This is a genomic window from Streptomyces sp. TLI_171 (assembly GCF_003610255.1).
GTDB lineage: Bacteria > Actinomycetota > Actinomycetes > Streptomycetales > Streptomycetaceae > Kitasatospora.
In genome coordinates this window covers 4,713,277-4,729,227 of the sequence record NZ_RAPS01000001.1, presented here as the reverse complement: position 1 = coordinate 4,729,227, position 15,951 = coordinate 4,713,277, and the positions used below count along the sequence as shown (strand labels likewise).

The window sequence follows — 15,951 nt, the reverse complement described above, 5'->3', positions numbered from 1 at the left end:
GGGCAGCCTATTGCCCGCTGGGGCCGGGGCGCAGCGGCACCGTGGCGCGCAGCCGGAAGCCCTTGCCGCGGTTGGCGGGGCCGGTCTGCAGGCGGCCGCCGACCAGTTCGAGCCGCTCGCTCAGCCCGGACAGCCCGTTGCCGGCGCCGGACTTGCCGGGCCCGGGCCCGTTGTCGACGATCTCCAGGACGGCGTAGCGGCCGTCCTCCTCCCAGGTCTCGTCGAGGTGGACGGCGCAGCGGGTGGCGCCGGCGCCGTGCCGGACCACGTTGGTGACGGCCTCCCGCAGCGCCCAGGCGAGCACGCCGGACTCCTCCGCGCCGAGTCCGGGGCGGTCCTCGGCGAGCCGGGGGTCGGCGTCCAGTTCGATCTGGCTGGCGGCCAGCGCGGTGCGGGCGGCGGCGAGTTCCACCGGCAGGGTGGGGCGGCGGAAGCCGCTGACGGCGCTCCGCACGTCGGCCAGCGACTGCCGGGCGACCTGTTCGATGTCGGCGACCTGGGTGCGCGCGTCCTCGGCCTTGCCGGCGTCCATCAGCCGTCCGGTGAGTTCGCTCTTGATGGCGATCAGCGAGAGCGAGTGGCCGAGCAGGTCGTGCAGGTCGCGGGCCAGTCGCAGCCGTTCCTCGGAGGCGGCGAGGTGCGCGACGGCGGCCCTCGCCTCGCGCAGCTCCCGCATGGTGGCGACCAGGCGCTGCATGCCGAGCATGGCGAGGCCGGCCAGCACGCAGGGCAGGCCGATGGCGATCAGGGTCTCGGCGTCGGCGTGGCTGGTGAGCCCGACCACCGCGAAGAGGCCGGTGCTGGCGAGGACCCCGAGGAAGCCGAACCGCCCGGGCAGCACGATCGCGGCGCAGACCGAGGTGTAGGTGAACAGGGTCAGCCAGGACTCGCCGAGGGCGTACGAGGTGGTGACGGCGATCGCGGCCATCAGTCCGAGCGGCAGGTACCGGGTGGGCTGCGGCAGGCCCGGCCGGTTGCGGATGACGACCAGCGACAGGTACGCGGCCAGGAAGACGGCCAGCGCGACGGCTCCGGCGACGCTCGCCGCCGGGGTGTGCTGACCGGTGGTCAGGTCCTGGACGGGGTAGGCCAGGTAGAGCGCCCAGACGGAGGTCCAGGCGAGCTTGACCAGCAGCTGGCGCTTGGTGTCCACCGGCGCGCCGGGGTAGGTGGTCCAACGGCCGTCCGGCCCGTCCTCCCCGGTGTGGTCGGGGTGGCGGGCCGGTGCGGGCGTCTGCATGGGGGTCATCATGCCTGCTGGGCGTCCTTGCGGTACAGGTAGGCCGCCGCCGCGGTGAAGACCGCGAGGTAGGCCGCCAGCACGGCGATCGCGGTGCCCGCGAGGCCCTGGCCGTGGATGAAGCCGGCCAGCTGGTTGTAGTCGTAGACCGGGTTGAACCGGGCGTAGCTCCGCAGCGAGTCGCTGACGGGGAACCAGGTCCCGCCGAACAGCGCCATCAGCATGTAGACGATCATCACCACGGGCTGCACGGCGTCCGGCTGGGCGGCGTAGCCGAGGGCGACGCCGAGCGCGGCGAACACGAAGCTGCCGAGCCACAGCGCGGCGGCCAGGCCGAGCCACTGGGCGGCGCTCAGGTCGACGCCCTCGATCGCGCCGATCACGAAGACCACCACGATGGCGGGCAGCGTGGTGACCGCGCAGGAGGCGATCTTGCCGAGCGTGTAGGCCGGTCCGGGCAGGGCGGTGAGCCGCAGCTGGCGGGTCCAGCCGCTCTTGCGCTCCAGCGAGATGCGCTGCGCGGAGCCGGTGAGGACGGCGCCGACCGCGCCGAAGGTGGCCATCGAGACCATGAAGTAGGACTTCGCGGAGACCCCGCCGGCGGCGCTGTCGCCGTAGGCGCTGATGAAGAAGACGTACAGCAGCGCCGGGTAGAGCACGGTGAACAGCAGGTACCGCTTGTTGCGCAGGGTGCGCAGGATCTCCAGTCGGATCAGGGTGGTCATCGCGCGCTCTCCTCGGCCTCGTTGGTGATGGTCAGGAAGGCCTGTTCCAGGCCGAGGCCGGTGACTTCCAGCCCGCGCGGGTACAGGCCCGCCTTGTAGAGCGCGGCGACGCCCGCGTCCGCGTCGGCGGAGCGGATCCGGACGGTGCGCACGCCGTCGGCGCGGGTGCTGACGTCCAGTCCGACGGTGCCGGGCAGCTCGCGCAGCGCGGCTTCGTCGAAGGCGCCGTCGGAGGGGTGGAGTTCGAAGCCGATCCGGCGGGCGCCGGCCCGGGCCTTGATCTCGGCGGAGGAGCCGTCGGCGATCAGCCGGCCCTTGTGCAGGACCAGGACGCGGTCGGCGACGGAGTCCGCCTCCTCCAGGTAGTGGGTGGCGAACAGCACCGTGCGGCCGGCGTCGGCCTGGGCGCGCATCGCGGCCCAGAACTGCTGGCGGACCGAGACGTCCATGCCGGTGGTGGGCTCGTCCAGCACGATCAGGTCGTTGGCGCCGGCCACCGCGAGGGCGAACCGGACGCGCTGCTCCTGGCCGCCGGAGAGCTTGTCCACCCGCCGGTCGGCGAGGTCGGCGATCCCGGCGGTCCTCAGCACCTCGGCGGGGGCGTGCCCCTTGGGGTGCACCTTGCAGGCGAGGGTGACCAGTTCGCGGACCTTGACGTCGCTCATCAGGCCGCCGCTCTGCAGCATCGCGCCGACCCGCCCGGCGGTGATCGCCGCCCGCGGCGCGCCGCCGAACAGCTCCACGGTCCCGCTGTCCGGCTCGCGCAGGCCCAGCAGCAGGTCGAGGCTGCTGGACTTGCCCGCGCCGTTCGGGCCGAGCAGCGCCACGGTCTCGCCAGGTCGCAGCACCAGGTCGAGCCCGTTCACCGCCTTCACCCGGCCGTAGCTCTTGCTGACGTTCCGGAAGGCCGCGACCTCCCCCGTTCCCGTCCCCATCCCACTCAGTCCCTTCGAAGCCGTTCTCTCCGACTCCTCAAGGCTCCTTCGGACGGGGGTGGCCGCGGCAGTGCGCACCGTCGTGACCTCCGCATGACGGATGTCACGGGTGCACCCGTTACAGCAGGCCGAGCGCCTCCTTCAGGAACCGGACCTGGAGCAGCAGCAGGTTCTCGGCGACCTGTTCCTGCGGCGTCATGTGGGTCACCCCGGACAGCGGCAGCACGGTGTGCGGCCGGCCGGCGGCGAGCAGCGCGGTGGACAGCCGCAGGCTGTGCGCGACCACCACGTTGTCGTCGGCCAGGCCGTGCACGATCATCAGCGGCCGGCGCAGCGTCGGGGCCAGCTCCACCACCGAGTTGGCCCGGTACGCCTCGGGCTCGGTGTTCGGGTCGCCGTAGTAGCGCTCGGTGTAGTGCGTGTCGTAGAGGTCGTGCTCGGTGACGGGCGCGCCGGCCACCGCGGCGTGGAACACCTCGGGTTCGCGCAGGACCGCGGCGGCGGCCAGGTAGCCGCCGTACGACCAGCCGCGGATGGCGACCCTGGTCAGGTCGAGCGGGAACTGCTCGGCGAGCGCGTGCAGTGCGTCGACCTGGTCGGCGACGGTGATCTCGGCGGTCCGGCGGTTGATCGACTTCTCCCAGGCGGGGCTGTGCCCGGGGGTGCCGCGCCCGTCGGCGACGATCACCGCGAAACCCTGGTCGGCGAACCACTGGGAGACCAGGTGCGGGTTGTGCGCCTGCACCACGCGCTGCCCGTGCGGGCCGCCGTACGGGTCCATCAGGACGGGCAGCTCCCCGTCCACGTCCGGGTCGTAGCCGGTGGGCAGCAGCACCGCGCAGGGGATCCGCCGCTCGCCCGCGAACCGGAACACCGGCCGGGCGGTGATCAGCGGGGTGGCGGCGTGCGAGGCGATCACCCGCGGTTCGACGCCGGCCCGCAGCACGGTGACGGTGGTGCCGGGCCGCAGCGGGTCGGCGGTGGTGAGCACGGTGGTGCCGCCGCCGCGGACCGCGCCGAGCGCGCCTTCGCCGACCTCCCGCACCCCGTCCGGGCCGGCCGTGAAGACGCCGAGCCAGCCGGGCGGGCGCCGCTCGAACTCGGCGGCGCCGGCGGAGGCCGCGAACAGCACCCCGTCGCCGTCCACGGCCAGCACCGAGCGGACGTGCAGGTCGGCGTCGGTGACGGCCTGCTCGCCGACCAGCAGCACCCGGACGCCGTCCCGGTCGGCGATCCGCACCAGTTCGCCGTCGGCCCGCCGGACCGGCACGCCGCCGAACAGCTCCAGCCAGTCCGGGTCCCGCTCGGTCAGCAGCACCGTGGTCCCACCGGTCGTCAGGTCGGCCTCCAGCACCAGCTGTTCGCGCTGGTCGCGGGCCTGCACCTGGAGCAGCGGCGGCCCGCCGGCCGACCAGTGCACCCGGGCCAGGTAGGGGTACGCCGCGCGGTCCCAGCGGATCTCGGTCCGGGAGCCGTCCAGGCCGAGCAGCCACAGGCCGACCTCGGCGTTGGGGGTGCCGGCCGCCGGGTAGGCGACCTCGACCGGCGGCCGCTCCGGGTTGGCGGGGTCGGCGATCCACCAGCGCTGCACCGGCCGGTCGTCGACCCGGGCGGCGAGCAGCGCGCTGCTGTCGGGGGCCCACCAGTAGCCGCGGTCGCGGCTCATCTCCTCCTGGGCGACGAACTCGGCCTGGCCCCAGCTGACGCCGTCCGCCTCCGGTCCGGCGAGCAGCCGGTCGCCGCTGCCGTCGGCGGCGGTCACCCGCAGCTCGCCGCCGGGGGTGGCGTAGCCGACCAGCCGGCCGTCGGGGCTGGGCCGCGGGTCCAGCAGCGGGGTGGCGGCGGGCAGCTCGCGGGCCTCGCCGGTGGCCGTGTCGACCGCGAACAGCCGGCCGGAGAGCGCGAACGCGGCGGTCCGGCCGGCCGCGTCCAGGGCGTAGCCGACGATCCCGGCGGAGGTCTCCCGGCTGCGCTCGCGGCGGGCCCGCTCGGCGGCGGACAGCTGCTCGGCGCCGCCGCCGAGCAGCTCGGCCGGGTCGGCGAGCACGGTCTCGACGCCGCTGGCGACGTCCAGGCTCCACAGCAGGTTGGCGGGCTGCTCCACCCCGTGGGAGCGCAGGAACAGCACCCGCTCACCGTCCGGGCCGACGGTGAACGACCGGGGCGCGCCGGCGGTGAACCGCTGGGTGCGCGCGTGCTGCCGGGGGAAGGTGTCGTGCGGCTTCTCGGTGGTCATGCCGCCGACCCTACGGCCTGGGGTTGCGGTGATCACTCGTTCGGCGCAGCCCGCCGGTTCGGCTGCGCACGGCCGTTCGGACCGGCGCTGACCGGCGGCGCTGCGCCCGCGCGGGGCCCCCGCGACACCCCGGCGGAGCTCACGGAACGTTACCCGGGCGTCACTCATCGGGTATCAGTTGAGCATTGTTCCGCCCGCCGCCCCGTCCCCGGGGCCGCGCACCCGAGGAAGGGTGTGAGCCGTCATGGCTTTGTCCGTCTCCGCAGCTGTCCTGATGCTGGTCGTGGTCTGGGTCCTGGTCCGCCGCTCCAACCTGAAGTTGAGCCACGCGTTGGTGTGCGCGCTGCTCGGCTTCTATCTGGCCTCCAGCTCGATCGCCCCCTCGATCCAGCAGGTGACGGCCAACCTGGCCGGAATGATCAACGGCCTGAAGCTCTGACCGGGGTCCGCGGTTCCGATCCGCGTGCCGCTGCGGCCTGTCCGGGAGTCCCCTCCGGGCAGGCCGTAAGCTGCCGGGCATGACCTCCGACTCCGCCCGTGCCGACGCGCGCGGGCTGCTGCTGGTGCATGCCCACCCCGACGACGAGTCGATCAACAACGGCTCCACCATGGCCCGGTACGCCGCCGAGGGCGTCCGGGTGACGCTGGTGACCTGCACGCTGGGCGAGGGCGGCGAGGTGATCCCGCCGGAGCTGGCCCATCTGGAGCAGTCCCGCGACAACACCCTGGGCGCCCACCGGATCGGCGAACTCGCGGCGGCGATGCGCGAGTTGGGGGTCTCCGACCACCGCTTCCTGGGCGGCCCTGGCCGCTACCGGGACTCCGGGATGATGGGCGTCCCGGACAACGACGACCCGTCCTGCTTCTGGCGGGCGGAGCTGGACGAGGCGGCCGGCCACCTGGTCGAGGTGATCCGCGAGGTCCGCCCGCAGGTGCTGGTGACCTACGACGAGCAGGGCGGCTACGGGCACCCCGACCACATCCAGGCGCACCGGGTCGCGCTGCGCGGCTACGAGCTGGCCGCCGACCCGGAGTTCCGCCCGGAGCTGGGCGGGCCGTGGCGGATCGCCAAGGTCTACTTCAACCGGATGCCCCGCACGGTGATCGAGGCCGCGCTGCGGGAGACCGCCGCCGAGGCCCCGTTCAAGGGCGTCGCGCCGGTCGACCAGATCCCCGGGGTGGTGGACGACCGGCTGGTCACCACGGTGCTGGACAACGCGGCGTACGCCGGGGCGAAGGCCGCCGCGATGCGGGCGCACGCCACCCAGATCGCGGTGGACGGGCGCCACTTCGCGCTCAGCAACGACCTCGGGCAGCCGCTGCTGGCCACCGAGTACTACGAGCTGGTCCGAGGCGCGCTCGGCGCGGGCGCCCCGGAGACCGACCTGTTCGCCGGGGTGGCGCCGTGAAGTTCCTGCACCCTTTCTTCGGCTCCCGCGAGCAGCGGATCGCCGAGCCGCTGCCGCCCCGCGGCCTGCGGATCACCGCCTACGCGGTGCTGTTCCTGCTCGGCGCGGCGGTCTCCGTGTGCGGAGCTTTCGTGCAGACCCTGTGGCCCCCGCTGGGCGTGTTCCTGGCGCTGGCGGCCTGCGCCGGGCTGTTCTACGGCGGGCTGCGGGCGACCGGCACCAAGCTCGGCGCGGGCGCGGCGCTCGGCGGCTGGTTCCTGGTGCTAGCGGTGCTGCTGGCGCCCCGTCCGGAGGGAGACCTGGTGCTCTCCGCGACGCTGCCCGCCTACCTCTACCTGTTCGGCGGATCGGTGATCGGCGTGGTCTGCACGACCCTGCCGACCCGGTCCGGGTTCCTGTTCGGCGTACCGGCGCCGGAGGCCCGACGGACCGTCAAGGACGCCGACCGGTAGCCGCATACCGGGGGGATTCGGACCATTGGGATCTCCCGGTCGTCGGACGGGCCGGATTCCTTGTCGGTAAGGTGGTGCACCGGCGGGCCACCCCCCTGTCCGGCCGAGCCGGGCGGGGCGGTACCTTCGGCACCACTCGCGTGGCCGGCGGCGCTCGCCGCAGCCGACATGTGAACAGCTGATGTCCAGGGGCCGGTCGGCCCGCCGCACGCCGCACGCCGTCGTCCGGCGGTCACCCTCCCCATACGCAGCGGACGGCCCAGCCGGCCCGGCCGCGAATCCGGAGCAGAGCAGCATTGAGCAGCCGCGAATCTGACAACGCCCACCCGCAGCCCCGCCGCGGCGGCCCCGACGCGTACCCGTCGGGCACCCCGCCGTACGGCACCGGCCTGCCCGGTGGGACCGGCGCGGACCCGGCCGCCGGACGCCCCGCTCCCGGGCCGCGCGGCGACGAGGCCGAGACGCCGAAGACGGAGACCACGCTGACCACCCGGATGCGGATCAACATCCCCGGGTCGCGGCCGATCCCGCCGATCGTGGTGCAGAGCAAGGTCAAGGACGAGAAGCCGGCCGAGCCGACCGGCCCGCGGCACCGCGGCGGCGCCGGCGACCCGGTGCTCGGCGTGATGGACGCCGGGGCGCGCACCGCCAGCCCGCCGAACCTGCCGCCGGAGTGGCAGGAGCCCGCGCCGAAGCCCAGCGAGTCGGAGTCCACCGGCGAGTGGTTCAAGCCGCGCCAGAAGGGCCGTCCGGAGCCCGCTCCGGCCGCCGCCCCGGCCCCGGCCGCGCCCGCCCCCGGCGGCGCCCCGCAGGCGGCCCCGCGGCCCGCTCCGCGCCCGTCCGGCGCGCCCGCCTCGCCGTTCGGCCCGGACGAGCTGTCCTCCCGCACCGGCGGGCACCCGCTGCCGCAGCAGCAGGCCGACCCGTTCCGTCCCGCGGCGGCGGCCCAGGACCCGTTCGAGGCCCCGGCTCCGCAGGACCCGTTCGACAGCCCGGCGGCCCGGGACCCGTTCAACGCCCCGGGCGCGCAGGACCCGTTCGACACCCCGGCCGCCGGCCGCCGTCCGGCGCCGGGCGGCGCCCCGACCGCGCAGCGCGGGCCGGGCGGGCCGTTCCCCGGTGCGGCCGGCCCCGGCCAGGAGCCGGAGGACACCCAGATCGGCGGCTTCGACCCGATCACCGGCGACGAGCCGCGGCCGGGCGCGGGCATATCCGACCCGCCGACCACCCAGCTGTTCGGCGGCCCGGCCGCCGAGCGCGGGTTCGACGACCCGCCGACCACCCAGCTGTTCCTCAACGGCCCGGCCCAGCCCGGCGATCCGTCCCCGGCCGCCGGCCGGGGGTACCCCAACGCCGGTGACCGTCCGCGCCCGGCCGCCGAGGGCGCCCAGGCCGCGGCGGGCGGCGGCCGGTTCGCCGACGTGCCCGCCGCGCAGCCGTTCCCCGGCGGCCCGCGGGCCGCCACCCCGAAGCGCCCGCTGGCCCCCGAGACGCAGCAGGCGATCGAGGAGGACGTCGAGCCGGAGCCGAGCGGGAAGAAGCGCGGCGGCCGCGGCAAGAAGCTGCTGGTGTACGCGGTCACCGCGGTGCTGTTCGTCGGCGCGGCCGGGTACGGCGCCGGCCTGATGATGAATCAGTCGGACATCCCCAAGGGCACCACGGTGCTGGGGACCTCGATCGGCGGCGACTCCCGCGACCAGGCGGTGACCGTGCTGGACGGCTCGGTCGGCAAGATCGGCCAGCAGCCGCTGAAGCTGAAGATCGGCGATCAGTCGGTGTCGCTGGACCCGGCCAGCGCCGGCCTGACCTTCGACACCACCGCGACGGTCGACGCGCTGACCAAGCACAGCTACAACCCGGTCGAGGTGTTCGGCTCGCTGACCGGCAGCGGCAAGGCCGTCGCGCCCACGGTCCGGGTCGACCGGGCCAAGCTGAAGGCCGCCCTGGACGACCTGGCCGCCAAGTCCGGGGGCAGCCTGCAGGAGGGCTTCGTCCGGTTCACCGACGCGGGCGCCGCCGAGGTGGTGCCGGGCAAGGGCGGCCAGGGCCTGGACTCGGCGGCCGCCGCGGACAAGGTCGAGCAGGCCTACCGCGACCGGGCGGCCGGCAAGCCGGAGGCGGAGCTGGCGCTGCCCACCGCCGAGGCCCAGCCGAAGGTCGGCCAGGACGCGCTGCAGGCCGCCGCGGACACGCTCGGCAAGCAGGTGCTGAACGGGAACGTCACGGTCACCGCCGGCGGCAAGCAGTTCAACTTCGGCCGGAACACCGCGGCCAAGGCGCTGACGCTGGCCCCGGACGCGTCCGGCAACGTGGTGCTGAAGTGGGACCTGGACGCGCTGGCCGGCTCCATCGGCACCACCTTCGACAAGGTGAAGACCACCAAGGCCGGGAAGGCGAGCCCGATCACCGCGCAGGACGTGGCGGACGCGATCGGCCAGACGATCGGGAAGAGCGGCCGGGACCGCACCTTCAAGTTCCCGGCCTGACCGGCCGCCTGACCGCCCGTCAACACCCGGCCCGGGCCGGGGCGCCGAAGTCGGCGCCCCGGCCTTCGGCGTGCTGGCGAATCCTCGCCACTGGCGTCGCAGAACCGGGCGAACCGGACGGCGCAACCGGGCGGCCACGTCGCGTTACCAATCCTTGATCCTCCGCAGGTCGACAAGTCCGTTCACCGGCTCGCAAGATGTGCCGCGTGCCGAGACCCCGCTTCCCGCTCCCGCTGACCGCCACGGTGGCGGCGCTGACCTTCGCGCTGTGCTCCTGCGCCTCCGCCGACGGGTCCGCCGACGGCCGGTCGGCGGCGGCGGGCGGCGGCGAGGCGCCGCGGATGACCCAGCAGGCGATGAACGCCCACCCGCGGTCCGAGCTGCGCCGGGGCGGCACCCTCAACTGGGCGATCGACCAGTACTCCAGCCAGTGGAACCCGGTCCAGGCGGACGGGTCCGAGGCCTCCACCAACGACGTGGTCAAGGCGCTGCTGCCGACCTTCTGGCGCTCCGACGCGGGCGGCACCCAGACCCCCAACCCGGCCTACCTCAGCGACGTGCGCAGCGAGGTGCGGCAGGGCAAGCAGGTCGTGGTGTGGACGCTCAACCCGAAGGCGCACTGGTCGGACGGCGCCCCGATCACCTGGCGCGACCTGCAGGCCGACTGGCAGGCCCTGAACGGCCAGGACCCGGCGTACAGGACCGCCACCACCAACGGCTTCGACCAGGTGGAGAGCGTCGTCCGGGGCGAGGACGACTTCCAGGCGGTGATGACCTTCAAGGCGCCGTACTCGGAGTGGCAGGCGATGTTCAACAACGCCGGCAACGCCCCGCTGCTGCCCGCCCGGTACGTCTCCACCCCGGAGCTGTTCAACACCGCGTTCAAGGGCCGCATCCCGGTGTCGGCCGGCCCGTTCAAGGTCGCCGACATGGACGCCGAGGCACGCACCGTCACGGTGGTCGCCGACCCGGGCTGGTGGGGCGACCGGCCGATGCTCGACAAGATCGTGTTCAAGGCCTACGACACCGGCTCGATGCCGCAGGCCTTCGCCAAGGGCGAGGTCGACTTCTACAACAACGGCCCCAACACCGAGGGCTACCGGGTCATCCAGGCCACCGCGGGCGCCGAGGTGCGCAAGGCCGGCGGGCCGAACCTGCGGCACCTGGTGCTCAACGGCCGGAGCCCGCTGCTGGGCGACCCGAAGCTCCGTCAGGCGCTGATCCAGGCGATCGACCGGGCCGAGATCACCCGCACCGACCTGGCCGGCCTGGACTGGCCGTACGTGCCGATGAACAACCACTTCCTGGTGCCCTCGCAGCACGGCTACCAGGACAACTCGAACGGCCTGAGCCGCTTCGACCCCGGCGCCGCGAAGGCGGCCCTCGACTCGCTGGGCTGGAAGGTCGGCCCCTCGGGCGTCCGCGCCAAGGACGGCAAGGAACTGGTGCTGCGCTTCGTGGCGCCCGCGTCGAACAACCTGGCCGCCAACGAGAGCGCGCTGGTCACCCGGATGCTGGGCGAGGTCGGGGTGAAGGTCACGGTGCAGACCGTGCCCGCGGGCGAGTTCTTCGACGGCCACATCTACCAGCACGACTTCGACCTGACCGCGTTCGCCCTGCTGGGCACCCCCTTCCCGGTCTCCAACTCGATCAGCACCTTCCAGCAGGACTCCGGCTCCAACTGGTCCCAGGTCGGCAGCAAGGCGCTCGACAAGGCGATGGCGGAGGCCGCCAAGGCCGACACCGTGGACGAGGAGACGGAGGCGCTCAACCGTGCGGACGAAGAGGCGTGGCAGGTCGCGGGTCTGGTCCCGCTGTACCAGCGGCCGGCTCTCTACGGGGCCCGGAAGGACCTGGCGAACATCGGCGCCCCCGGGCTCGGCGACTTCGTCTACGAGAACATCGGGCTGCTGAAGTAACCCGGCGCGGCGAGGACTCGCCAATGGCGAGAAATTGCCAGCCGGGCGGCGCCCCCCGGGCCGCCCGAATTGGGTCACCCCTACCCATGAATTCGCTCCCGCACGCCCGAAAACACCGGTGTCCGATTATCGGACACTCAATTACGCTCGCCAATTCCGGTGAATGGCCTCAAAACGGACATGTGGTCTACGCGCGTCGTCCGACCGAGATCTTGAACTCGACGTCCTGATAGCGGAGCTGACAGTGCATCGTTACGGACATGTGAACAACGCTTGCGCAAGTTTGTCCGGTTTTGACCGTCTCGCTCGGCCGGTGTCAAGAGTCCGAGAACTACGAAGTGGTTGACATTCCAGCACGAAGGAGGAAATGGGCCCCCGACAACTGAGGAACTCTTGACGTTCGATAAACGACTTGCAAGAGTCCATTCATCCAAGTTCTTACTCCTTGCTTCTGCACGGACCACGGTCGGGAGCTTTAGCACCATGACGACGCCAACTGGGACGACGGCCGAGGGAGATCCCATCCTCGCCAAGTCCACGGACGAGGCCGGCGCCAAGCCGGCCGAGCTCCTCGGGCGCACGCCGGGCCAGATCGCCTGGAGCCGCTTCAAGCGCAACCGCACGGGCGTGGTCTGTGCAGTGATCACCCTCGGGTACATCGCGGCGGCCCTGCTCGCCCCGGTGATCTCCGCGCTGTACGGCAAGAGCCCGTATGTCTTCTACGGGTTGAAGGACTCCAGCCTGCTGGACGCCCTCGGTCTGCCGGTCGCCCCCAACGGCGGCATGAGCGGCGACTACTGGTTCGGCATCACGCCCACGACCGGTCAGGACATCTTCACCAACATCCTGTACGGCATCCGCACCTCGCTCGGTGTGGGCGTCATCGTGGTGGTCACCGCCACGGTCCTCGGTGTGGTGGTCGGCCTGGCGCAGGGCTACCTCGGCGGCACCTTCGACTACCTGGTCGGCCGCTTCACCGACATGCTGCTGGCGCTGCCGACCCAGCTGACCGCCATCGCGTTCTTCCCGATCGTGGTCAACGCCATCGTCCCGATCGACAAGGAGACCCCGACCTGGGTCCGGTTGGTCGGCATGTGGACGATCCTGGCGCTGCTCGGCTGGATGGGCATGGCCCGTCTGATCCGCTCGATCACCATCTCGCTGCGCGAGCGCGAGTACATCGAGGCCGCGAAGATTGCCGGCGCGTCGCCCTGGCGGATCATCTTCAAGGAGCTGCTGCCCAACCTGGCCACCACCATCCTGGTGCAGGCCACCCTGTCGCTGCCGCTGATCATCACCAGCGCGGCCGGTCTCTCCTTCCTCGGCGTGGGCTTCACCAGCCCGACTCCCGACCTGGGCCGGATGTTCTCCGACGCCGCCCAGTACTACGACGTCGACATCACATATCTCGTCTTCCCCGGCGTGGCGCTGACGACCTTCGTCCTCGCGTTCAACCTGCTCGGGGACGCGGTCCGGGACGCTCTCGACCCGAAGACCATCCGGTAGCACCACCTCGCATCACCAAGCAGTGCCCTGAGTCCAGCAGTCCCCGGTGGTGCACCGGCGGTCCGCGCTGACCAGACATCCCACGCCCAGTTGACAGGTAGGAAGCAATGAGACTTCGCAAGGCCGCGTACGTGCCCGCGATGCTGGCGATCAGCGCGCTCACCCTGACCGGCTGCTCCAGCGGCCACAACACCAAGTCCGGTGACGGCAACGTCGCCAAGTCCGAGGTGCAGAACTTCGGTCTGGGCACCCTGGCCGACTCCACCGGTCCGGCCAAGGACGTCGCGGGCGCCAAGCCGGGCGGCGTCGCCCACGGCATCGAGCCGGCCGGCATCGACTACCTCGACCCGGGCCAGATCTACGTCAACGAGTACCAGGCCCTCGCGCAGCTCTACAGCCGCTCGCTGACCGGTTACAAGACCGACCCGGCCACCGGCAAGACCATCCTGGTCGGCGACCTCGCCACCGACACCGGCAAGCTGTCGGACGAGGGCAAGACCTGGACGTACACCCTCAAGGACAACCTGAAGTTCGAGGACGGCACGCCGATCACCTCGAAGGACGTCAAGTACGGCATCGAGCGCCTGTACGCGGACTACCAGGACCAGGGTCCGACCTACATCCAGACCTGGCTGTCCGGCCAGGACTACCGCAAGGTGTACCAGGGTCCGTACGACGGCAAGGAGCTCGGTGACGACGTCATCGGCACCCCCGACGACAAGACCATCGTCTTCCACTTCAAGGAGGCGCACGCGGACACCCCGTACGCCGTCCAGATGCCGAACATCACGGCCATCCAGAAGTCGAAGGACGACAAGGAGAAGTACAACGACCACCCGGTCTCCATCGGCCCCTACAAGATCGCCAGCTACGAGAAGGACAAGTCCCTCAAGCTGGTGAAGAACCCGAACTGGGACCCGAAGTCGGACCCGATCCGTCACCAGTACGTGGACAGCTGGGAGTTCGAGCTCTCCATCGCCAACCCGCTGCTGACCCAGCGCCTGCTGGCGGAGAACGGCGAGGACAAGAACGCCCTGACCCTGGTGACCAACGCCGACAACGCGTCGATCGCCAAGATCCAGACCGACCAGGCCACCTACAAGGACCGCCTGGTCAACAAGTTCCTGCCGTTCGTCGACGTCTTCGACATCAACACCACCCGCGTGAAGGACCCGAAGGTCCGCAAGGCCCTCGCGCTCGCCTTCCCGCGCGCCCAGGTGCAGAAGCTGCTCGGCGGCGCCGCCACCGGCGACCTCGCCACCAACCTGGTCAGCCCGACCGTGGCCGGCTGGAAGGACTCCGACCCGCTGGGCCTGAAGGCCAAGCCGGAGGGTGACCCGGAGGCCGCCAAGGCCCTCCTGAAGGAGGCCGGCGCCGAGAACTACCCGATCGTCCTGGCCTACGCGAACACCCCGCGCTGGCAGCCGGTCGCCGCGGCGATCCAGGAGGCCCTGAACAACTCGGGCTTCAAGGTCGACCGCAAGGAGCTGGACCCGACCAGCTACTACTCGGTGATCGGCAAGAAGGACAACGGCTTCGACCTGTACCGCTCCGGCTGGGGCGCGGACTGGCCGGTCGCCTCGACCGTCGTCCCGCCGACCCTGGACGGCCGCACCGTCGCCGACGGCTCGCCGAACTACAGCCACTACAACAGCGACGCGACCAACACCGAGATCGACCGCATCAACAAGATGACGGACGTGACCGCCGCCTCCGCCGAGTGGATGAAGCTCGCCGACAAGGCCCTGGCCGACGTGCCGCAGATCCCCGCGGTCTACGACAAGTTCTTCCAGGTGTACGGCTCCGGCCTCGGTGGCGTGGCCTACAACGAGGTCATCGGCGCCGTGGACGTCTCCAGCATCTACGTCAAGTAATGACCTGACAGGGCGCGGGACCCGAAGACCGGTCCCGCGCCCTGCCGGTGGGTCCGTCCGACCGGACGGACCCGCCGTCCCCTGCCGACCACGAACCAGGCCCTCACACGGGTCCGCGACCGGGCCCGGCACTCTCCACGACGCGGCCGCCGACGGCGCCCAGACTCGGAAGAGCCCAACCCATGCTCAGATTTCTCACCCGCCGGGCGCTCGGCGCGATTGTCATCCTCTTCCTCCTGGTCCTGCTGACCTACCTGGCGGTCATGACGCTGCCGGTGGACCAGGCCCAGCTCAACTGCCCCAAGGGGTGCAGCCCCCAGCAGCTCGCGACCGTCCGACACAACATGGGTCTGGACAAGTCCCACGTCGAGCAGGTCTGGGACTACATCAAGGGCCTGTTCGTCGGCGTGGAGAAGGGTGCCTACGGCTTCTGCAACGCGCCGTGCCTGGGCTACTCGAACTCCCGCCACCAGTGGGTCATCGACGTCATCCTGGCGAACTACCCGGCGACCATCATGCTGGCGCTGGGCGGCTCGGTGGCGTTCCTGGTGATCGGCGTCAGCCTGGGCATGATCTCCGCCTGGAAGCAGGGCAGCATCTTCGACACCGTCGCCAGCTCGGTGTCGCAGCTCGGCCAGTCGACCCAGATCTTCTTCGTCGCCCCGCTCGCGATGGCGCTGTTCGTCACCAACCTGCACTGGCTGGACAAGCCCGGGTACACCCCGTTCACCGAGGACCCGATCGGGTCGATCACCGGGATGATCCTGCCCTGGCTGGTCATGTCGATCATCTTCTGGTCGAACTACACCCGCCAGGTCCGCTCGCTGATGATCGAGCAGCTCTCCGAGGACCACATCCGGGCGGCCCGCGCCAAGGGCATGTCGAGCCGGTACGTGTGGTGGCGCTACGCGCTCCGCGGCGCGATGGCCCCGATCATCACCATCTTCGGCCTCGACCTGGGCCTGGTGTTCTCCGGCGCGATCATCACCGAGGTGTCCTTCGGCATCCAGGGCCTGGGCATGCTCGCGGTGAAGTCGATCACCGTCCAGGACACCCAGCTGGAGCTCGGCGTGCTGCTGTTCAGCGCCGCCGCGATCCTGGTCTTCAACATCATCGTCGACGCCGTCTACGGCGTGCTCGACCCCCGGGTGAGGATCGGATGAGCACCC

Annotated in this window: 12 protein-coding genes; 8 read left to right on the top strand and 4 right to left on the bottom strand. The window is 71.9% G+C overall.

What is annotated here, in order from left to right; translation table 11 throughout:
* Window positions 1–7: 7 nt before the first annotated feature.
* From BX266_RS21610 to BX266_RS21595, 4 genes are all read right to left on the bottom strand, one after another.
* The gene (locus BX266_RS21610) at window positions 8–1,240 is read right to left on the bottom strand and encodes a sensor histidine kinase (protein ID WP_099908133.1); all 1,233 of its coding nucleotides are present in this window, start codon (window positions 1,238–1,240) and stop codon (window positions 8–10) included.
* Between the two features lie 8 nt (window positions 1,241–1,248).
* The gene (locus BX266_RS21605) at window positions 1,249–1,965 is read right to left on the bottom strand and encodes an ABC transporter permease (protein WP_099902248.1); all 717 of its coding nucleotides are present in this window, start codon (window positions 1,963–1,965) and stop codon (window positions 1,249–1,251) included.
* Window positions 1,962–2,900, bottom strand: a complete 939-nt coding sequence (locus BX266_RS21600; RefSeq protein WP_099902246.1) for an ABC transporter ATP-binding protein — start codon at window positions 2,898–2,900, stop codon at window positions 1,962–1,964. Before BX266_RS21600 ends, BX266_RS21605 begins: the two co-directional genes overlap by 4 nt.
* Window positions 2,901–3,018: 118 nt before the next feature.
* The gene (locus tag BX266_RS21595; protein WP_099902244.1) at window positions 3,019–5,136 is read right to left on the bottom strand and encodes a S9 family peptidase; all 2,118 of its coding nucleotides are present in this window, start codon (window positions 5,134–5,136) and stop codon (window positions 3,019–3,021) included.
* 244 nt (window positions 5,137–5,380) lie between these two features.
* Between BX266_RS21595 and BX266_RS21590 the strand changes: the two genes are divergently transcribed.
* From BX266_RS21590 to BX266_RS21555, 8 genes are all read left to right on the top strand, one after another.
* A complete protein-coding gene (locus tag BX266_RS21590; protein WP_099902241.1) occupies window positions 5,381–5,575 on the top strand; it encodes a DUF2304 family protein in 195 nt (64 codons plus the stop codon).
* A 79-nt stretch (window positions 5,576–5,654) separates the two neighbouring features.
* Complete coding sequence (gene mshB, locus BX266_RS21585; RefSeq protein WP_099902239.1) at window positions 5,655–6,545, top strand: N-acetyl-1-D-myo-inositol-2-amino-2-deoxy-alpha-D-glucopyranoside deacetylase; 891 nt, start codon at window positions 5,655–5,657, stop codon at window positions 6,543–6,545.
* Entirely contained in the window at window positions 6,542–6,997 is a 456-nt protein-coding gene (locus BX266_RS21580) for a DUF6113 family protein (RefSeq protein WP_180290564.1), read from the top strand. Before mshB ends, BX266_RS21580 begins: the two co-directional genes overlap by 4 nt.
* Before the next feature lie 296 nt (window positions 6,998–7,293).
* On the top strand, window positions 7,294–9,483 hold the full coding sequence (locus BX266_RS21575) for a peptidoglycan binding domain-containing protein (protein WP_099902237.1): 2,190 nt from the start codon (window positions 7,294–7,296) through the stop codon (window positions 9,481–9,483).
* 206 nt (window positions 9,484–9,689) lie between these two features.
* Window positions 9,690–11,402 (top strand): ABC transporter family substrate-binding protein, encoded by a 1,713-nt coding sequence (locus BX266_RS21570; RefSeq protein ID WP_180290563.1) that lies wholly within the window; start codon window positions 9,690–9,692, stop codon window positions 11,400–11,402.
* 483 nt (window positions 11,403–11,885) lie between these two features.
* Window positions 11,886–12,908 (top strand): ABC transporter permease, encoded by a 1,023-nt coding sequence (locus tag BX266_RS21565; protein WP_099902233.1) that lies wholly within the window; start codon window positions 11,886–11,888, stop codon window positions 12,906–12,908.
* A gap of 107 nt (window positions 12,909–13,015) precedes the next feature.
* A complete protein-coding gene (locus BX266_RS21560; RefSeq protein ID WP_099902231.1) occupies window positions 13,016–14,782 on the top strand; it encodes an ABC transporter substrate-binding protein in 1,767 nt (588 codons plus the stop codon).
* Between the two features lie 182 nt (window positions 14,783–14,964).
* On the top strand, window positions 14,965–15,945 hold the full coding sequence (locus tag BX266_RS21555; protein ID WP_099902229.1) for an ABC transporter permease: 981 nt from the start codon (window positions 14,965–14,967) through the stop codon (window positions 15,943–15,945).
* Window positions 15,946–15,951 lie beyond the last annotated feature (6 nt).

Coding starts and splice junctions, on each gene's coding strand:
- BX266_RS21610 (WP_099908133.1), bottom strand. CDS start 1,240: ATGCAGACGCCCGCACCGGCCCGCCACCCCGACCACACCGGGGAGGAC.
- BX266_RS21605 (WP_099902248.1), bottom strand. CDS start 1,965: ATGACCACCCTGATCCGACTGGAGATCCTGCGCACCCTGCGCAACAAG.
- BX266_RS21600 (WP_099902246.1), bottom strand. CDS start 2,900: ATGGGGACGGGAACGGGGGAGGTCGCGGCCTTCCGGAACGTCAGCAAG.
- BX266_RS21595 (WP_099902244.1), bottom strand. CDS start 5,136: ATGACCACCGAGAAGCCGCACGACACCTTCCCCCGGCAGCACGCGCGC.
- BX266_RS21590 (WP_099902241.1), top strand. CDS start 5,381: ATGGCTTTGTCCGTCTCCGCAGCTGTCCTGATGCTGGTCGTGGTCTGG.
- mshB (WP_099902239.1), top strand. CDS start 5,655: ATGACCTCCGACTCCGCCCGTGCCGACGCGCGCGGGCTGCTGCTGGTG.
- BX266_RS21565 (WP_099902233.1), top strand. CDS start 11,886: ATGACGACGCCAACTGGGACGACGGCCGAGGGAGATCCCATCCTCGCC.
- BX266_RS21560 (WP_099902231.1), top strand. CDS start 13,016: ATGAGACTTCGCAAGGCCGCGTACGTGCCCGCGATGCTGGCGATCAGC.
- BX266_RS21555 (WP_099902229.1), top strand. CDS start 14,965: ATGCTCAGATTTCTCACCCGCCGGGCGCTCGGCGCGATTGTCATCCTC.